15 protein-coding genes are annotated in these 13908 nt (G+C 73.5%); 8 read left to right on the forward strand and 7 right to left on the reverse strand.

All coding sequences use genetic code 11. The annotated features are described in order from the left end of the window. Positions 1-185: 185 nt before the first annotated feature. Complete coding sequence (locus ACFCZF_RS09160; RefSeq protein ID WP_376671111.1) at positions 186-968, reverse strand: VOC family protein; 783 nt, start codon at positions 966-968, stop codon at positions 186-188. 199 nt (positions 969-1167) lie between these two features. Between ACFCZF_RS09160 and ACFCZF_RS09165 the strand changes: the two genes are divergently transcribed. After that, entirely contained in the window at positions 1168-1803 is a 636-nt protein-coding gene (locus ACFCZF_RS09165; RefSeq protein ID WP_376671130.1) for a TetR family transcriptional regulator, read from the forward strand. A gap of 49 nt (positions 1804-1852) precedes the next feature. Here ACFCZF_RS09165 and ACFCZF_RS09170 read toward each other — a convergent pair whose 3' ends face one another. Further along, complete coding sequence (locus ACFCZF_RS09170) at positions 1853-2305, reverse strand: Lrp/AsnC family transcriptional regulator (RefSeq protein ID WP_310872844.1); 453 nt, start codon at positions 2303-2305, stop codon at positions 1853-1855. A gap of 62 nt (positions 2306-2367) precedes the next feature. Here ACFCZF_RS09170 and ACFCZF_RS09175 point away from each other — a divergent pair, with 62 nt between their 5' ends. The 3 genes from ACFCZF_RS09175 to ACFCZF_RS09185 all read left to right on the forward strand — a co-directional run bounded on the left by ACFCZF_RS09175 (position 2368) and on the right by ACFCZF_RS09185 (position 4280). Further along, entirely contained in the window at positions 2368-3024 is a 657-nt protein-coding gene (locus ACFCZF_RS09175) for a LysE family translocator (RefSeq protein WP_376671112.1), read from the forward strand. Positions 3025-3151: 127 nt separating this feature from the next. Continuing rightward, the gene (locus ACFCZF_RS09180; protein ID WP_376671113.1) at positions 3152-3577 is read left to right on the forward strand and encodes a pyridoxamine 5'-phosphate oxidase family protein; all 426 of its coding nucleotides are present in this window, start codon (positions 3152-3154) and stop codon (positions 3575-3577) included. Positions 3578-3608: 31 nt separating this feature from the next. Continuing rightward, positions 3609-4280, forward strand: a complete 672-nt coding sequence (locus tag ACFCZF_RS09185) for a pyridoxal 5'-phosphate synthase (protein ID WP_376671114.1) — start codon at positions 3609-3611, stop codon at positions 4278-4280. Positions 4281-4440: 160 nt separating this feature from the next. On the opposite strand, the gene ACFCZF_RS09190 is transcribed toward ACFCZF_RS09185, so the two are convergent. Then, positions 4441-5088, reverse strand: a complete 648-nt coding sequence (locus tag ACFCZF_RS09190) for a GNAT family N-acetyltransferase (protein ID WP_376671115.1) — start codon at positions 5086-5088, stop codon at positions 4441-4443. A 101-nt stretch (positions 5089-5189) separates the two neighbouring features. Here ACFCZF_RS09190 and ACFCZF_RS09195 point away from each other — a divergent pair, with 101 nt between their 5' ends. After that, positions 5190-6392, forward strand: coding sequence for a flavin-containing monooxygenase (locus ACFCZF_RS09195; protein ID WP_376671116.1), 1203 nt, complete (start codon positions 5190-5192; stop codon positions 6390-6392). A gap of 83 nt (positions 6393-6475) precedes the next feature. On the opposite strand, the gene ACFCZF_RS09200 is transcribed toward ACFCZF_RS09195, so the two are convergent. After that, positions 6476-7792: an MFS transporter gene (locus tag ACFCZF_RS09200; RefSeq protein ID WP_376671117.1), complete on the reverse strand. Its 1317-nt coding sequence runs from the start codon at positions 7790-7792 to the stop codon at positions 6476-6478. A gap of 71 nt (positions 7793-7863) precedes the next feature. Between ACFCZF_RS09200 and ACFCZF_RS09205 the strand changes: the two genes are divergently transcribed. Then, a complete protein-coding gene (locus ACFCZF_RS09205) occupies positions 7864-8880 on the forward strand; it encodes a GlxA family transcriptional regulator (protein ID WP_376671118.1) in 1017 nt (338 codons plus the stop codon). A 391-nt stretch (positions 8881-9271) separates the two neighbouring features. Here ACFCZF_RS09205 and ACFCZF_RS09210 read toward each other — a convergent pair whose 3' ends face one another. The 3 genes from ACFCZF_RS09210 to ACFCZF_RS09220 form a co-directional block, all read right to left on the reverse strand. Continuing rightward, positions 9272-9748 carry an ATP-binding protein gene (locus ACFCZF_RS09210; protein ID WP_376671131.1) on the reverse strand — a complete coding sequence of 159 codons (477 nt, stop codon included), beginning with the start codon at positions 9746-9748 and terminating at the stop codon, positions 9272-9274. A 519-nt stretch (positions 9749-10267) separates the two neighbouring features. Continuing rightward, a complete protein-coding gene (locus tag ACFCZF_RS09215) occupies positions 10268-10780 on the reverse strand; it encodes an EF-hand domain-containing protein (RefSeq protein ID WP_376671119.1) in 513 nt (170 codons plus the stop codon). Between the two features lie 100 nt (positions 10781-10880). After that, positions 10881-11261: an STAS domain-containing protein gene (locus ACFCZF_RS09220; protein ID WP_375924977.1), complete on the reverse strand. Its 381-nt coding sequence runs from the start codon at positions 11259-11261 to the stop codon at positions 10881-10883. 380 nt (positions 11262-11641) lie between these two features. Here ACFCZF_RS09220 and ACFCZF_RS09225 point away from each other — a divergent pair, with 380 nt between their 5' ends. Next, positions 11642-12232 (forward strand): sigma-70 family RNA polymerase sigma factor, encoded by a 591-nt coding sequence (locus ACFCZF_RS09225; RefSeq protein ID WP_375924971.1) that lies wholly within the window; start codon positions 11642-11644, stop codon positions 12230-12232. Further along, positions 12229-13812 carry a zf-HC2 domain-containing protein gene (locus tag ACFCZF_RS09230; RefSeq protein ID WP_376671120.1) on the forward strand — a complete coding sequence of 528 codons (1584 nt, stop codon included), beginning with the start codon at positions 12229-12231 and terminating at the stop codon, positions 13810-13812. The genes ACFCZF_RS09225 and ACFCZF_RS09230 overlap by 4 nt, the downstream gene beginning before the upstream one ends. Positions 13813-13908 lie beyond the last annotated feature (96 nt).

The following is a 13908-nucleotide window of genomic DNA, read 5'->3' on the forward strand; positions in this document are numbered from 1 at the left end:
GCCACCTCCCCGTACGGGCCGCGCCACCCACATATGTACGCGACCGCAGTGCAGCGTCTCACCACCGCACCTCCGTGGCGCCACGCACCCCGATTCTTCCTGTCCGAGGCGCTGGTGGCGAACCTGGGGACAATCGGGGTGTCTCACCCGATCCCGGGCAAAGGGTTACGGCTCCGAGGGCCCGTTCAGCGTTGCAGCAGCGCGAACGACGCCCCCTGGTCGTCCGAGACCACGGCCACCCCTCCGTACGACGTCTCGAACGGCGGCACCCGTACCCGCCCGCCGAGCCGGGCCACCGCACCGAGCGCGGCCTCGACGTCCCCGACCAGGAAGTGGACGAGGAAGTGCGGCGGCATCTCGGCGGGGAAGACGGAGGAGACCGGGGCGCGGCCGAAGTCGGGGTCGGCGTCCGGGCCGAAGAGGGCGTCGTGGAAGAGGTCGCCGTAGAAGGTGTTGGCGGCCTCGGTGTCCCGGGTGTACAGCTCGGTCCAGGTGAAGGTGCCCGGCTCGTGCCGGCGCCCGAAGCCGGGGTGGCCGTCCGGCTGCCAGAGGGCGAAGACGGCTCCGTCGGGATCGGCGGCGAGCGCGGTGGTGCCCAGGCCGCCGACCGGGTGGGGCGGGGTGACGATCTGGCCGCCGCCCGCCCGGATCCGCTCGGCCAGTGCCACCGCGTCCGGGGTGTGGAAGTACACGGACCAGACGGTGGGCATCCGGCCGTCCCTCTTGCGGACCAGCGCGGCGACGGGCTCGCCGCCCAGCCGCGCCCACACGGACTCGCCGCCCGCCGCATCCGCCGGGCCCTCCGCCGGCCCGTCGAAGGTCCAGCCGAACAGCTCGCCGTAGAAGCGCTTGCCCGCCGCCACGTCGGAGAGCTGCGCGTCCACCCAGCAGGGAACGCCTTCCGGGTGTGCGGGCACCTCGCCCGGGTCGCCGGACGTCCGCTTCGCTGATGCCCCGTTTTCGGCCATGCCGTCAAAGTAACCGCGCCGCCCGCACCGCGCAGACCAGGCACACCAGCCTCCTACCGCCCAAAGGGCCTGTCCGGCAATTCCCGCCCGCCCTACGGGCGGACGACGGGAATTGCCGGACAGGCCCTCGCACCCCATTTGCAGTCGGCCGAATCGCGCTCGGATCACCCGTCGGTAAGCTGACGGCATGACAGGACAAGTGCGTACCGTCGACGGCCGCGTGGCCGGTCGACGTGGGCAGGCGACCCGGCAGAAACTGCTCGACTGCCTCAGCGAAATGCTCAGCTCCTCCCCCTATCGCGATGTCAAAGTCATCGATGTCGCCCGCAAGGCCGGCACCTCGCCCGCGACCTTCTACCAGTACTTTCCGGACGTCGAGGGCGCCGTCCTGGAGATCGCCGAGCAAATGGCCGCCGAGAGCACCGTGTTGGCCGACCTGACTGTGGGCCGCTCGTGGGTCGGCAAGGCAGGCTGGCAGACGGCGCAGGAACTCGTCGACGGATTCCTGGAGTTCTGGCGGAAGAACGACGCGATCCTCCGGGTCGTCGACCTGGGCGCGGCGGAGGGAGACAAACGTTTCTCCAAGATCCGGATGAAGATCCTGAACTCGGTGAACTCCTCCCTCGCGGACTCCGTCGCCGAGCTCCAGGCCAAGGGCAAGGTCGACAAGGACGTGAGCCCCGCGGCGATCGCCGGTTCGCTGGTCGTCATGCTCGCGGCCGCCGCGTCGCACCAGAAGGGGTTCTCCTCCTGGGGCGTCAAGCAGGCCGAACTCAAGCCGAACCTGGCGCTGTTGATGCACCTCGGCGTCACCGGCAAGAAGCCCACCAAGTAGCAGCACGCCCGGCAGCCTGTCATCCGGGCCTCGCGCGCCGCGCGCCGCGCTACGCCGGCAGCGGCCGGTCCTGCACCACATGCTTCATCACCAGCGTCGACGTCAGCCGCTGCACCCCGGGCAGGGTGGCGAGCCGCTCGTCGTAGAGCCGCTGGTAGGCCGCCAGGTCGGCGGCGACCACGCGCAGCAAGTAGTCCGGCTCCCCGAACAGCCGCTGCGCCTCCACCACCTCCGCCACCTCGCTGACCGCCCGCTCGAACTCGGCGACCGTGTCCCGGTCCTCCTGCCGCATCGACACGAAGACCAGCGCCTCGAAGTTCAGGCCCACGGCGGCCGGGTCCACCACCGCCCGGTAGCCGCCGATCGCACCCGACCGCTCCAGCTCACGCAGCCGCCGGTGACACGGCGAGACGCTCAGCCGCACCCGCGCGGCCAGCTCGGTCACGGTCAGCCGCCCGTCCTGCTGGAGCTCGGCAAGAATCTTCCGGTCCATGTCGTCCACGGGGAAGATTCTTCCACGACATGCCCTGACCAGCGAAAACTTCGGGAACACCTTCGGGACGTATGCGCCTAATCTTCCCGGCATGGACTCGGGACTCCCTCATCTCCTTCCTCGCCCTGGACCTCCTGCTGGTGTGCGTGCCGGGCGCGGACTGGGCGTACGCCATCACCGCCGGGCTGCGCGACCGGTCGGTGACGTGGGCGGTGGGCGGCCTGGTCGCCGGGTACGCGCTGCACACCCTGCTGGCGGCGGCCGGGCTGGCGGTGCTGGTGGCGGGGTCGCCGGGTCTGCTCACGGTGCTGACGGTGGCGGGGGCGGCGTACCTGGTGTGGCTGGGGTGGTCGGTGCTGCGCCGGCCCGGCACTCCGGGTGCCGCGCAGGCCGGCCCGGCCACCGTGGAGGGCGGCTCCCGCGCCCGGGTCTTCCTGCGCGGCGCCACCATCAGCGGGCTCAACCCCAAGGGCCTGCTGCTCTACCTGTCCGTGCTGCCGCAGTTCCTGGTCACCCGGGGTGCGCACCTGCCGGTGTCCGTGCAGACTGTCGTCCTGGGACTGCTGCACATGGCGTGCTGTGCCGCCGTCTACCTCACGGTCGGTCTCGCCGCCCGTGCCGTCCTGGGCGCGCGCCCGGCCGCGGCCCGCGCGGTCACCCGTACGTCGGGCGCCGCGATGCTGGGCATCGGCGCGTTCCTGTTGGTGCAGCGCCTGGCGATGTCCTGACGGACGTCCGGCGGGAGAGCGATGTCCTGACGGACGCCTGACGGCCGCCTGACGGGGAACAGCCTTGTGCCCGGCCGGCCCGTGTTGAGCCAGGGCAACGACGTCCGTACCGCTGGAGGAGACCGGAATGGCCCTGACCCGCGAAGAGCGTGAGAAGTTCCTGTCCGAGCCCCACATCGCGGCGCTCGCGGTCGACGCGGGAGCCGGCCGCGCCCCGCTGACCGTGCCGATCTGGTACCAGTACGAGCCCGGCGGCGACGTATGGATCATGACCGGCCTCGACAGCCGCAAGAACGAGCTGATCAAGGCGGCGGGCCGGTTCTCCCTGATGGTCGACCGGCTGGAGCCCACCATCCGGTACGTGTCGGTGGAGGGGCCGGTCGTCGAGACGGTCACCGCCACCGAGGAGGACCTGCGGGAGATCACCGCCCGCTACCTCCCCGCCGAGAAGGTCGACGGATACGTCGCCTTCGCCTCCGCGAACCACGGCGAGCAGGTCATCGTCCGCATGCGGCCCGAGCGCTGGGTCTCCTCCGACCTCGGCTCGGTGTGAACCAGGGCCCGGCGACCGTGACAATCGGGGCATGGGAACCGATCTTCACGAGTCGCTGAGGTCGCTGCGGGTGTGGGATCCCGCGGTCACCGAACTGCCGCCCTTCGACCCGGCCACCGCGCCCGGCGATCCCCTGGCCCTGTTCACGGCGTGGTTCGCCGAGGCGGTGGCGGCCGGTCAGACCGAGCCGCACACCGTGTCGCTGGCGACGACGGACGCGGAGGGCCTGCCGGACGTACGCGTCGTGATGCTGCACGGTGTGGACGCGGACGGCTGGTCCTTCGCCACGCACGCCGGCAGCCGCAAGGGCCGCCACCTCGCCGCCCGCCCGTACGCGGCGCTCGTCTTCTACTGGCCGGTGCTGGGCCGCCAGGTGCGCCTGCGCGGCCCGGTCGCCGTCGCCCCGGCCGACGTGGCGCACGCCGACCTGCACGCGCGCTCGACGGGCGCCCTGGCCGCCGCCCTCACCGGACGGCAGAGCGCGGACCTGGACTCGCCGGACGAGTTGGCCCGCGCCTCCGAGGCGGCCTGGGAGCGGGCCGGCCGGGAGCCGGACGCGCCCGTCCCGTCCTGGACGCTGTACCGGCTGCGCCCCGACGAGGTGGAGTTCTTCCAGGGGGACGCCCGCCGCCGCCACGTACGGCTGTCCTACCGGCGGACGGAGGAAGGCGGCGGCTGGGGCACGCGGCTGCTGTGGCCGTGAGCGACGGTCACCGCCCGGCGGGGGCCGAGGGCGTCGCGGGCCCGGCGGGTGCCGCGGGCGCCGAGGGCCTGGCAGGCGCCGCGGGCGCCCAGGGCCAGGCAGGCGCCGCGGGCGCCCAGGGCCAGGCAGGCGCCGCGGGCTCTGCGTCTGTCGCGGGCCCTCACCGCCCGGCGGGCGCCGAGGACGCCGCGGGCCCGGCAGGCGCCGCAGGCGCCGAGGGCTCCGCGTCCGTCGCCAGCCGCGCGTGCAGATGCGCGTCGCGGAACGTGTCGTGCCGACCGGCCTCGAACATCGCCCCGCGCAGCGTGCCCTCGCAGGCGTAGCCGCAGCGCTCGGCGATCCGGCAGGAGGCGTCGTGGCCCGCCGCGTGCCCCAGTTCCAGGCGGTACAGGCCGAGTTCCGCGAAGGCCCAGCGCGACGCGAGGAGCAGGGCGCGGGTGGCGACCCCCTGGCCGCGGGCCTCGGGGAGCACCCAGTAGCCGACCCGTGCCAGCTTCAGCGGCAGGTTGATCTCGTTGACGCCGAAGTGACCCAGCACCGTGCCGCTCGCCTCGTCCGTGATCCGGAACGACGCGGACCTGCCCTGACCGGCTTCCGTGGCGCGGGCGCGCAGCGACTCACGGGCGCCGGCGAGGTCCGTCCACAGCCTGAGCGGTGTGTTCCAGCGCTGGAACTCGGGGTCCAGGCAGCCGCGCAGCCACGTCTCGGCGTCGGCGTCGGAGCCGGCGTCCCAGGACCGGAGGTGGAGGCCGTGTCCGCGCGGTTCGGTGAGGGAGGGCGCGAGGGTCTGCATGCGTGTGTGGGCCATCGGGCCATTTAATCCGACCGGCGGCGCGGTCGTGACCGATCCGCAACCGATTCCGGTCTTGACCGAGACCCATCAAGCGAGAGCGTGATTACGCTCGCGGCATGGCCGACTCCACAGCGTCCGCTGAACCGCAGCCCGCACACCCCGCGGACCGCCCCGTGTACGTCATCGGCGCCGGTCCAGGCGGCCTCGCCGTCGCTCACGCGCTGCGCGCGCGGGGTCTGCGGGCCGTCGTCCTGGAGCGGGCCGACCACGTCGGCGCCTCCTGGCGGCGCCACTACGACCGGCTGCGCCTGCACACCACCCGCCGGCTCTCGGCGCTGCCGGGACTGCCGCTGCCGCGCCGCTTCGGGCGGTGGGTGGCCCGGGACGACGTGGTGCGGTACCTGGAGAAGTACGCCGAGCACCACAAGCTGGAGATCGTCACCGGCGTCGAGGTCTACCGCGTCGAGCGCGCGCCCGACGATGCCGGCTGGCTGCTGCACGCCTCGGGCGGCCGTGAGCTGACCGGCGCCGCGGTCGTGGTCGCCACCGGCTACAACCACACTCCGCGCCTGCCGGACTGGCCCGGCCGCGACACCTACACCGGCGAGGTCGGGCACGCCGCCGAGTACCGGAACGCGGCCCCGTACGCCGGCCGTGACGTCCTGGTCGTCGGCGTCGGCAACACCGGCGCCGAGATCGCCGTGGACCTGGTGGAGGGCGGGGCCGCCCGGGTCCGGCTGTCCGTGCGCACCGCGCCCCACATCGTCCGCCGCTCCACCGCCGGCTGGCCCGCCCAGTACAGCGGCGTCCTCGTACGGCGGCTGCCGACCCGCCTCGTCGACCGGCTCGCCCGGCCGCTGGCCAGGATCAGCACGCCCGACCTGTCGGCGCACGGGCTGCCCCGCCCGGACACCGGCCTCCTCACCCGGGTCGCCGAGGGCGCCGTCCCGGTGCAGGACGTCGGCCTGATCGACGCGGTGCGCGGCGGCCGGGTGGAGATCGTGGCCGCCGTGGACGGCTTCGAGGACGGCAAGGTGGTGCTCACCGACGGCACCCGCGTCGCACCGGACGCCGTGATCGCCGCCACCGGCTATCTCCGGGGCCTGGAGGGGCTGGTCGGCCACCTCGGCATACTCGACGCACGCGGCAGACCGGTCACCCAGGGCGCCCACTTCCCCGACAACGCCCCCGGCCTGTACTTCACCGGCTTCACCAACCCGATCAGCGGCATGCTCCGCGAGCTGGCGATCGACGCGGGGCGGATAGCCAGGGCGGTGGCGAAGAGGGACGGGGGCCGGGTCTCGCGGCTTCCTGGCTGAGCGGCGGCGGGGCGTCGTCCCCACATACCCCTGCACGGCAGCCCGGCAGCCCGGCAGCCCGGCAGCCCGCGACCCGGTCACGGTCACGACAGGCCGGCCACCGGAGCCGGGCGCCGTCGGATCACCAACGCCATCAGTGCCGCCGCCGCGCACAGGGCGCCGGAGGCGACCCAGACCACGTCGTACGAGCCGAAGTGGTCGCGGGCGACGCCGCCGAGGAAGGCGACGAGGGCGGCGCCGACCTGGTGGGAGGCGAGGACCCAGCCGAAGACGATCGCGCTGTCGTCGCCGTAGTGCTCGCGGCACAGGGCGAGGGTGGGCGGGACGGTGGCGACCCAGTCGAGGCCGTAGAAGACGATGAAGAAGATCATCGGGGGGTGGACGGTCGGCGCGAGCAGGATGGGGAGGAAGAGGAGGGAGACGCCGCGCAGGGCGTAGTAGACGGCGAGCAGGCGGCGCGGTTCGAAGCGGTCGGTGAACCAGCCGGAGGCGATCGTGCCGACCACGTCGAACACGCCGATGACCGCGAGCAGCGAGGCGGCGGCCGTCAGCGGCATGTGGTGGTCGTGGGCGGCGGGGATGAAGTGGGTCTGGATCAGGCCGTTGGTCGAGGCGCCGCAGATCGCGAAGGTGCCGGCGAGGAGCCAGAACGGGCCGGTGCGGGCGGCGGAGAAGAGCACCGTGAGCGCGCGGCGGGCGGCGCCGGGCACGGGGGCCGGTGCGGGGACGAACTCCTTGGCGCCGTAGGGCTTCTGGCCCACGTCCGCCGGGTGGTCGCGGAGCAGGAGCCAGACGAAGGGCACGACGGCGAGGGCGGCGAGCGCGACCGTGACGGCGGCCGGCCGCCACTTGTACGTCTCCACGATCCAGGACAGCAGCGGCAGGAAGATCAGCTGCCCGGAGGCCGAGGCCGCGGTGAGGACGCCGGTGACCAGGCCGCGCCGCTCGGTGAACCATCGGTTGGTGACGGTGGCCGCGAAGGCCAGCGCCATCGAACCGGAGCCGAGGCCGACCAGCAGGCCCCAGCAGAGGATGAGCTGCCAGGCGGATTCCATCCACACCGTCGCGCCCGAGCCCAGCGCGATGACGATCAGGGCGACGGCGACCACGCGACGGATGCCGAAGCGGTCCATCAGCGCCGCGGCGAAGGGGGCGGTCAGCCCATAGAGCGCGAGGTTGACGGAGACGGCGGCGCCGATCGTGCCGCGCGACCAGCCGAACTCCTGGTGGAGCGGGTCGATGAGGATGCCGGGCAGGGAGCGGAAGGCGGCGGCGCCGATGATCGTCACGAAGGTGACGGCGGCGACCCACCAGGCGCGGTGCACCCGGGCATGGCGGCGCGGGCGGGCGGGCTCCGGCCGGTGTACGGATGCGGCGGCGGCGTCGGTTGTCTGGGGCACGTCATTGAGCTTCCGATGCACGGTCCGTCCGATCCAGTGGCCCGAAAGACAGCGTTCGCTAGGATCGGGCCATGACGTCCGACCGTACGTACCGTGCTCCCCGGCCGCACCGCGTCGTCGTCCTCGCCCTCGACGGCCTGCTCCCCTTCGAACTGGGCATCCCGCAGCGGATCTTCGGGCGCGCGAAGGACGAGCGGAAGCGCCCGCTGTACGAGGTCGTCACCTGTTCTGTGCGCCCGCCGGGGCCGGTGTGCACCGACGCCGACTTCGCGATCCTGGTCGAGCACGGCCCCGAGGCCCTGGCCACCGCCGACACGGTCGTCGTCCCGGCCTCCTACGAGCTGGGCCCCGTGCACGAGGAGGGCGTACTCACCGAGGAGCTGGCCGCCGCGCTGGCGCTCGTCCGGCCCGGCACCCGGCTCGTCGCGATCTGCACGGGCGGCTACGTCCTGGCCGCCGCCGGGTACCTCGACGGCCGGCCGGCGACCACGCACTGGGCGTCCGCCGAGCACTTCCAGCGGCTGTTCCCGAAGGTGCGGGTCGACCCGGACGTGCTGTTCGTCGACGACGGCGACGTGCTCACCTCGGCCGGGGTCGCGGCCGGGATCGACCTGTGCGTGCACATCGTGCGCAGGGACCACGGCACCGCCGTCGCCAACGACGTGGCCCGCCGCACCGTCGTGCCGCCCCACCGCGACGGCGGGCAGGCGCAGTACATCGAGCGGCCGGTGCCCGATCCCCAGCAGTCCTCGACGACCAACGCCCGCGCCTGGGCGCTCGGCCGCCTCCAGGAGCCGATCCAGCTGCGGGACATGGCCGCCCAGGAGTCGATGTCCGTACGCACCTTCACCCGCCGTTTCCGCGAGGAGGTCGGTGTCAGCCCGGGGCAGTGGCTCACCGGGCAGCGCGTCGAACGGGCCCGGCACCTGCTGGAGTCCACCGCGCTCTCCGTCGACCAGGTGGCCCGCGACGCCGGCTTCGGCACGGCGCAGTCGATGCGGCAGCACTTGCAGGCGGCGCTCGGGGTCACCCCGACCGCGTACCGGCGGACTTTCCGCGCGGAGTTGTCCACAGCCTGTGGACAGTGAGCGGGAGCCGAACCACGCTCACCGGATCCTCCGCACTCCCCCGACTCGTCGGAACGGCGGCGCGGCGCTGTCCGCCCCGAGCATGGCATCGCGCGCCGCCACCCGACTCCGGCGCTCCCGCCCGGCTCCCGTCGCCCCCGAGGGAACCGCCGCCGAATCACGACCCACGCTCGTCGAGGGCTCCGTCACCGAGGCCTCGTCGTCCCCTCGCGGCGAATCGTTGCCTACAAGCGTGAGGAAACGGTCACGATCCGTCAACCGGCAAAGGGGGATTCATCACTTACGCCCGGTATGCGCGGGACGCGCACGGAAGCACGCCCCGGCGCACCGCCGCATCACCCCCGGAAGATGCGGAGGCTCGTGCACCCGGCGCATCCCGCACCGCCGGCCGCTACACCACCTCGTACGCGAACCCCTCGTACGGCACCGCGCCGCCACCGCTTCCGCAGACCGGCGCGGCGTCCTCGCGCTCGGCGCAGCGGTCCAGTTCGCACCAGATGCGCTTGCCGGTGCCCTCCCGGCTCCAGCCCCAGCGGTCGGCCAGGCCGTCGACGAGGGCAAGACCCCGGCCGCCCGTCGCCTCGCCGTCCACGCAACGGGGCACCGGGGCCCGGTCGCTGGCGTCGTCCACTTCGAGGCGGACGGTCGCCTCCTCGGCCCCCTCGGCCACCGCCCCCGGCAGCACCAGCCGCAGCACGGCCGAACTGCCGGTGTGCACCACGGCGTTGGTGACCAGTTCGGAGACGAGCAGGACCAGCGTCTCGGCGAGTGGTTCGTCGGCCTCTATCCCGGCCCCGGCGAGCCGTGAGCGTGCCCACCGCCGCGCGCGCCCCACTTCCGAGGGGTCGGGCCCGACCTCCAGCTGCACTTGAAGCACCTGCACCGCTCACACCATCCGAACCGGCGGACACAAAGGCTCGCGCCTCATGAGGGCCACGATCGTAGCCATTTTCTGCATGGCCAGAACAAAGGCCGGGTCAGGGATCACGGAACGTGAATCCCCTGTGGGACAGCATGGTTGACGTACAGTCACCCCAACAAGCGCTTCGGGCATATTCCAGCGCGAAGGAGTACCCGTGCGGCATACTGTGCGACGCTCGTTCCGGGGAGTCGAACAGGCGGCGGCCGACGGCCGTTCCACCCTGCGAGGCAAGGCGCACACCGCCGGTTCCGGAGCCGCCCCAAGGGCAACTCCGGCACGGCTGGCGCTCGGGACCACTCGCATCCCACACAAGGTACCGGAATGTGGCGCCGACTCCGGGCCGTGACGGGTCACACGGCGGACACAACCCGGTATCAACGCTCTGTGATGCCGTCCTGCCACGATCCGCGACACCCGCGCGACATCTGTTCGGGAAGGCGGCGACGGCCGTCGGCGCGGGACGCGCTACTCGGGCACGGTGAAGTACCGGGCGAAGGCCGGGACGATCTCCGCCTCCCCCACCTCACCGTCGCCGTCCGCGTCGAGCGCTTCGGCGACCGACCGGGCGTCGTCCCCGGGCACGCCGAGCGCGGTGAGCACGCGTGCGGCGGCCTCGACCGTGGCGGCTCCGTCGCCCTCGGTGTCGGCGACGTCCAGGGCCGCGTGCAGGAAGGGCCGGGCGATCTCGGCGAACCGGTCCGGGTTGTCCCGCAGCCGCTTGACCGCTCCGGAGACGAACTCCTCGCGGGTGATGCGCTGGTCGCCGTCCCGGTCGGCGATGCCGGCCATGCCCTGCCAGAACGCCTCCGCGCCGCCGTACAGGGCCTGGCCCTTCTCGGAACGGGCGGCGGTGCCGAACTCGGCGAGCACCGCCTTGGCCGCTCCGCTGAAGTCCGAACGGTCGATGTACCCGTTGCCGTCCTGGTCGAAGGTGGCGAACCGCGCGGCGATCCTGCGCTCGTACTCGCTGTTGACCATGGTCTTCTCCGGCCGCCTCACGTCGTCGGTTTCGGTGGGTGCGTATCGCTCCCGCGTAACGCTCGGAGCGTACGACGCCGGACGCGACCGCGGGCGGGATCTACGCGGAGAGCGGGCGCGGTTCGTCGCCGGTCGCCGAGGCGATGTCGGGGTGGACGTCGAAGAGCCGGCGCACCCCGAGCGCACCGAGGACGCGGTTGACGTGGGAGCCGTCGACGGCTCCCTGGGCGGGCAGTATCAGGCGCAGCCGACCCTGACAGGAGCGGATGAGCCGCCGGGACGCGATGAGCACGCCGACCCCGCTGGAGTCGCAGAACAGGACCTCGGAGAGATCCAGGACAAGACTGTGCCGCCCCTCGGCCACCTCGTCGTGCACGCGCTGCCGCAGCACCGGTGACGTCACCAGGTCAAGTTCGCCCGACACCTGGAGCACGGCCCACTGGCCCTGCTCGCCGCCGGTCACGTTGAACGTCACCACCATGCCTTTCATTCGTCGGAACGTCCGGAATCACCCGAAACGGAAGCCATGCTTACGCTTCTTGGCCGCGCGCCTGCCCACCGGCCGTTCCCGCAAACGCCCGACCGGAAACGGGGTCTGGTCAGAAGAGGCTTGTTTCAGACGGTTTCGATCCTGTTCGATCGAATCCGGTCGCACGATAGAGGGTAGGTGAGGCGGATCGGGGGCGTTTACCACCTGCGGGCCCTCGGGGGCGCGCATTGACACAAAGGGGCGTGCGGTGTCGGACGTGCCGACTACATTCGGGGAGACGGTGGCCGCAGGCTGGAGACCGGCACGGGCAGAGAACGAGCACGCACGAGCACGGAACGAGCAGAGGACCGCACAGGGGGTGAAGGGGCCGTATGGCGAAGAGGGACGTACCACTGCGCTGGGACCGCAAGATGCAGCAGCGGCTCGCGCGCGGGGAGGCCGCCGCTCTGGGCGAGCTCTACGACCGGTTCGCCTCGCTCGTGCACGGCCTGGCGCACCGCGTGCTCGGTGACGAGCGGGCCGCCGACCACATCACGCGCGACGTCTTCGCGCACGTCTGGGAGCATCCGGACGCCTACGACCCCCGGCAGGGCCCGCTGCGCACGTGGGTCGCCACGCTGACCCACCGCCTGGCCGTGCAGCGGCTGCGCGCCACCGAGACGGCCGCCCTCGCCCGCGGCGGCCCCGGCACCACCGAGGAGCTGGAGAGCAAGGTGCGCCACGCCTCGGTCGCCGCCCGCGCCGACTACATCGTCCAGTCCATGCCGGCCCCGCTCCGGGCCGCCCTGGAACTGGCCTACTTCCAGCGCCGCGACTACCGCCAGACCGCCGCCGACCTCGGCGTCACGGAGGACGAGGCCCGCCGCCGCCTCCGCCTCGGCCTCCAGCTCCTCTCCACCGCCCGCGACGCCGGCGCCCCGCAGACCCCCGGGGCGCCGCCGGGATACGGGGGTGCGGCATGAAGGGGGCATACGACGAGAACGGCGGCTTCGAGGCTCCCGACGGCTCGGGCACCGAGGGGGCCGGGGAGCAGGCGGGGCTTGGGGCGCCGACGGGGCAGGCGGGGTCGGCGGGGCCCGACGTACCCGGCACGGACGTACCCGGCACGCTCGATGCCCCCGGCACGCTCGGCGGTCCCGGCCGCCCCGGTGCGTCCGAAGGCGGCAACGCCCTGCCGGGCGCCCCGGGAGGACCGGAACACCATGACGGAGGAGGCGACGGGCCCGGCGGGTCGGCGCCCGGCGAAGGTACTGGTGGGCGGCCTGGTGGGCTTGATGGACCTACGCCTCACCTTGGGGTCGGTGGGCCCGACGAGCCGGCGTCCCACGACGGAGGCGGCGGATCCCGTCCCGGTCCGCGTATACCGCTGCCCCGCGCGTCCGTCGAGGACGGCGGGCGGACGTTGCCCGACGCGGTGCCGGGCGGGGCGGCGGTCGCGCTGGGGCACCACGTGCTGACGTCGCTCCTCGGGGCGTGGGCGCTGGCCGCCTGCTCGGCCGAGGAGGCCGCGGCCGTCGAGGAGCATCTCGGCGAGTGCGACGCCTGTGCCGACGAGGCCCTGCGGCTGCGTGAGGCGGTCGGGCTGCTCCAGCGGCCGGAGAGCCTCGACCTGGACCCCGCCCTGCGCACCCGCGTCCTGGACGGATGCCTGGAGCGGCGCCCGCCGCGCATCCCGGTACCCGAGTGGGCCACGCCGTACGACGCCGAGACCGCGCGGCTGGACGCGCTGCTGCAGGACATCGGCGACGCCGAGTGGCACGCGCCGGTCCGGCTGCGCTGGTTCGAGGCCGACGAGGCCGCCAGCCGCCGTACCACCGTCGCCGGGGTCATCGCGCACCTGCTGACGGTGGACGGGCTGGTCGCGGTCACCCTGGGCCTCGACGACCCGCTGGGCGACATCACCGCGCCCACCCCGGCGCCGGCCGGCCGCACCGAGGCGTACTGGCGGGCCTCGCACTACCCGCCCACCCGCGCGGTGCGGGCACCCTGGCGCGAGCAGAGCCACGGCATCGTCCGCACCGTGTCGTTCACCGGCGACGCGGGCCGGATGCCGGTGTCGTACGGCGACTTCGAGCTACCGCTGCACGACGCGATGCTGGACCGGGCGTTCGAGTGCTGGGTGCACGCGGAGGACATCGCCGACGCGGTGGACTACCCGTACGAGCCGCCCTCCGCACGTCATCTGAACCGCATGATCGACCTCGCGGCCCGGATGCTGCCGGGCGTCCTGGCGGCCCGCCGCCGGGCCGGGCCGGCCGCGCCGGGTGCCCGCCCGCACCTGGTCACGGCGGGTGAACCGGGGCGCAGCCTGCGGCTGGAGATCGAGGGCTCGGGCGGCGGCGAGTGGCTCATCCCGCTCGACTCCCCGGGCGCGGTGGGCTCCGCCGAGCACGAGGTGGCCCATGTCGCCCTGGACGGCGTGGAGTTCTGCCGCCTGGCCGCGGGCCATGTGCCTCCGGCGGAGGCGGCGGCGGGTCAGCTGGGCGACCGGGGGGCGATCAGCGACGTGCTGTTCGCTGCGGCTAGCTTGAGCCGGATGTAGGGGGCGGTGGCTGCGTCGTCGGCGGCTGCGGGTGAGTGGGGGCTGGTCGCGCAGTTCCCCGCGCCCCTTGAGGGCGTCCACTGCACGCCCTCAAGG

Origin of the sequence: Streptomyces sp. NPDC056296 (assembly GCF_042268605.1) — a bacterium.
In the GTDB taxonomy this organism is placed as follows: domain Bacteria; phylum Actinomycetota; class Actinomycetes; order Streptomycetales; family Streptomycetaceae; genus Streptomyces.

Excerpts from the sequence above, each read along its gene's own strand:
- ACFCZF_RS09195 (WP_376671116.1), top strand. The coding sequence starts at position 5,190 with ATGGCCGACTCCACAGCGTCCGCTGAACCGCAGCCCGCACACCCCGCG.
- ACFCZF_RS09160 (WP_376671111.1), bottom strand. The coding sequence starts at position 968 with ATGGCCGAAAACGGGGCATCAGCGAAGCGGACGTCCGGCGACCCGGGC.
- ACFCZF_RS09190 (WP_376671115.1), bottom strand. The coding sequence starts at position 5,088 with ATGGCCCACACACGCATGCAGACCCTCGCGCCCTCCCTCACCGAACCG.
- ACFCZF_RS09225 (WP_375924971.1), top strand. The coding sequence starts at position 11,642 with ATGGCGAAGAGGGACGTACCACTGCGCTGGGACCGCAAGATGCAGCAG.
- ACFCZF_RS09220 (WP_375924977.1), bottom strand. The coding sequence starts at position 11,261 with ATGGTGGTGACGTTCAACGTGACCGGCGGCGAGCAGGGCCAGTGGGCC.
- ACFCZF_RS09180 (WP_376671113.1), top strand. The coding sequence starts at position 3,152 with ATGGCCCTGACCCGCGAAGAGCGTGAGAAGTTCCTGTCCGAGCCCCAC.
- ACFCZF_RS09205 (WP_376671118.1), top strand. The coding sequence starts at position 7,864 with ATGACGTCCGACCGTACGTACCGTGCTCCCCGGCCGCACCGCGTCGTC.
- ACFCZF_RS09175 (WP_376671112.1), top strand. The coding sequence starts at position 2,368 with ATGCGCCTAATCTTCCCGGCATGGACTCGGGACTCCCTCATCTCCTTC.
- ACFCZF_RS09215 (WP_376671119.1), bottom strand. The coding sequence starts at position 10,780 with ATGGTCAACAGCGAGTACGAGCGCAGGATCGCCGCGCGGTTCGCCACC.
- ACFCZF_RS09230 (WP_376671120.1), top strand. The coding sequence starts at position 12,229 with ATGAAGGGGGCATACGACGAGAACGGCGGCTTCGAGGCTCCCGACGGC.
- ACFCZF_RS09185 (WP_376671114.1), top strand. The coding sequence starts at position 3,609 with ATGGGAACCGATCTTCACGAGTCGCTGAGGTCGCTGCGGGTGTGGGAT.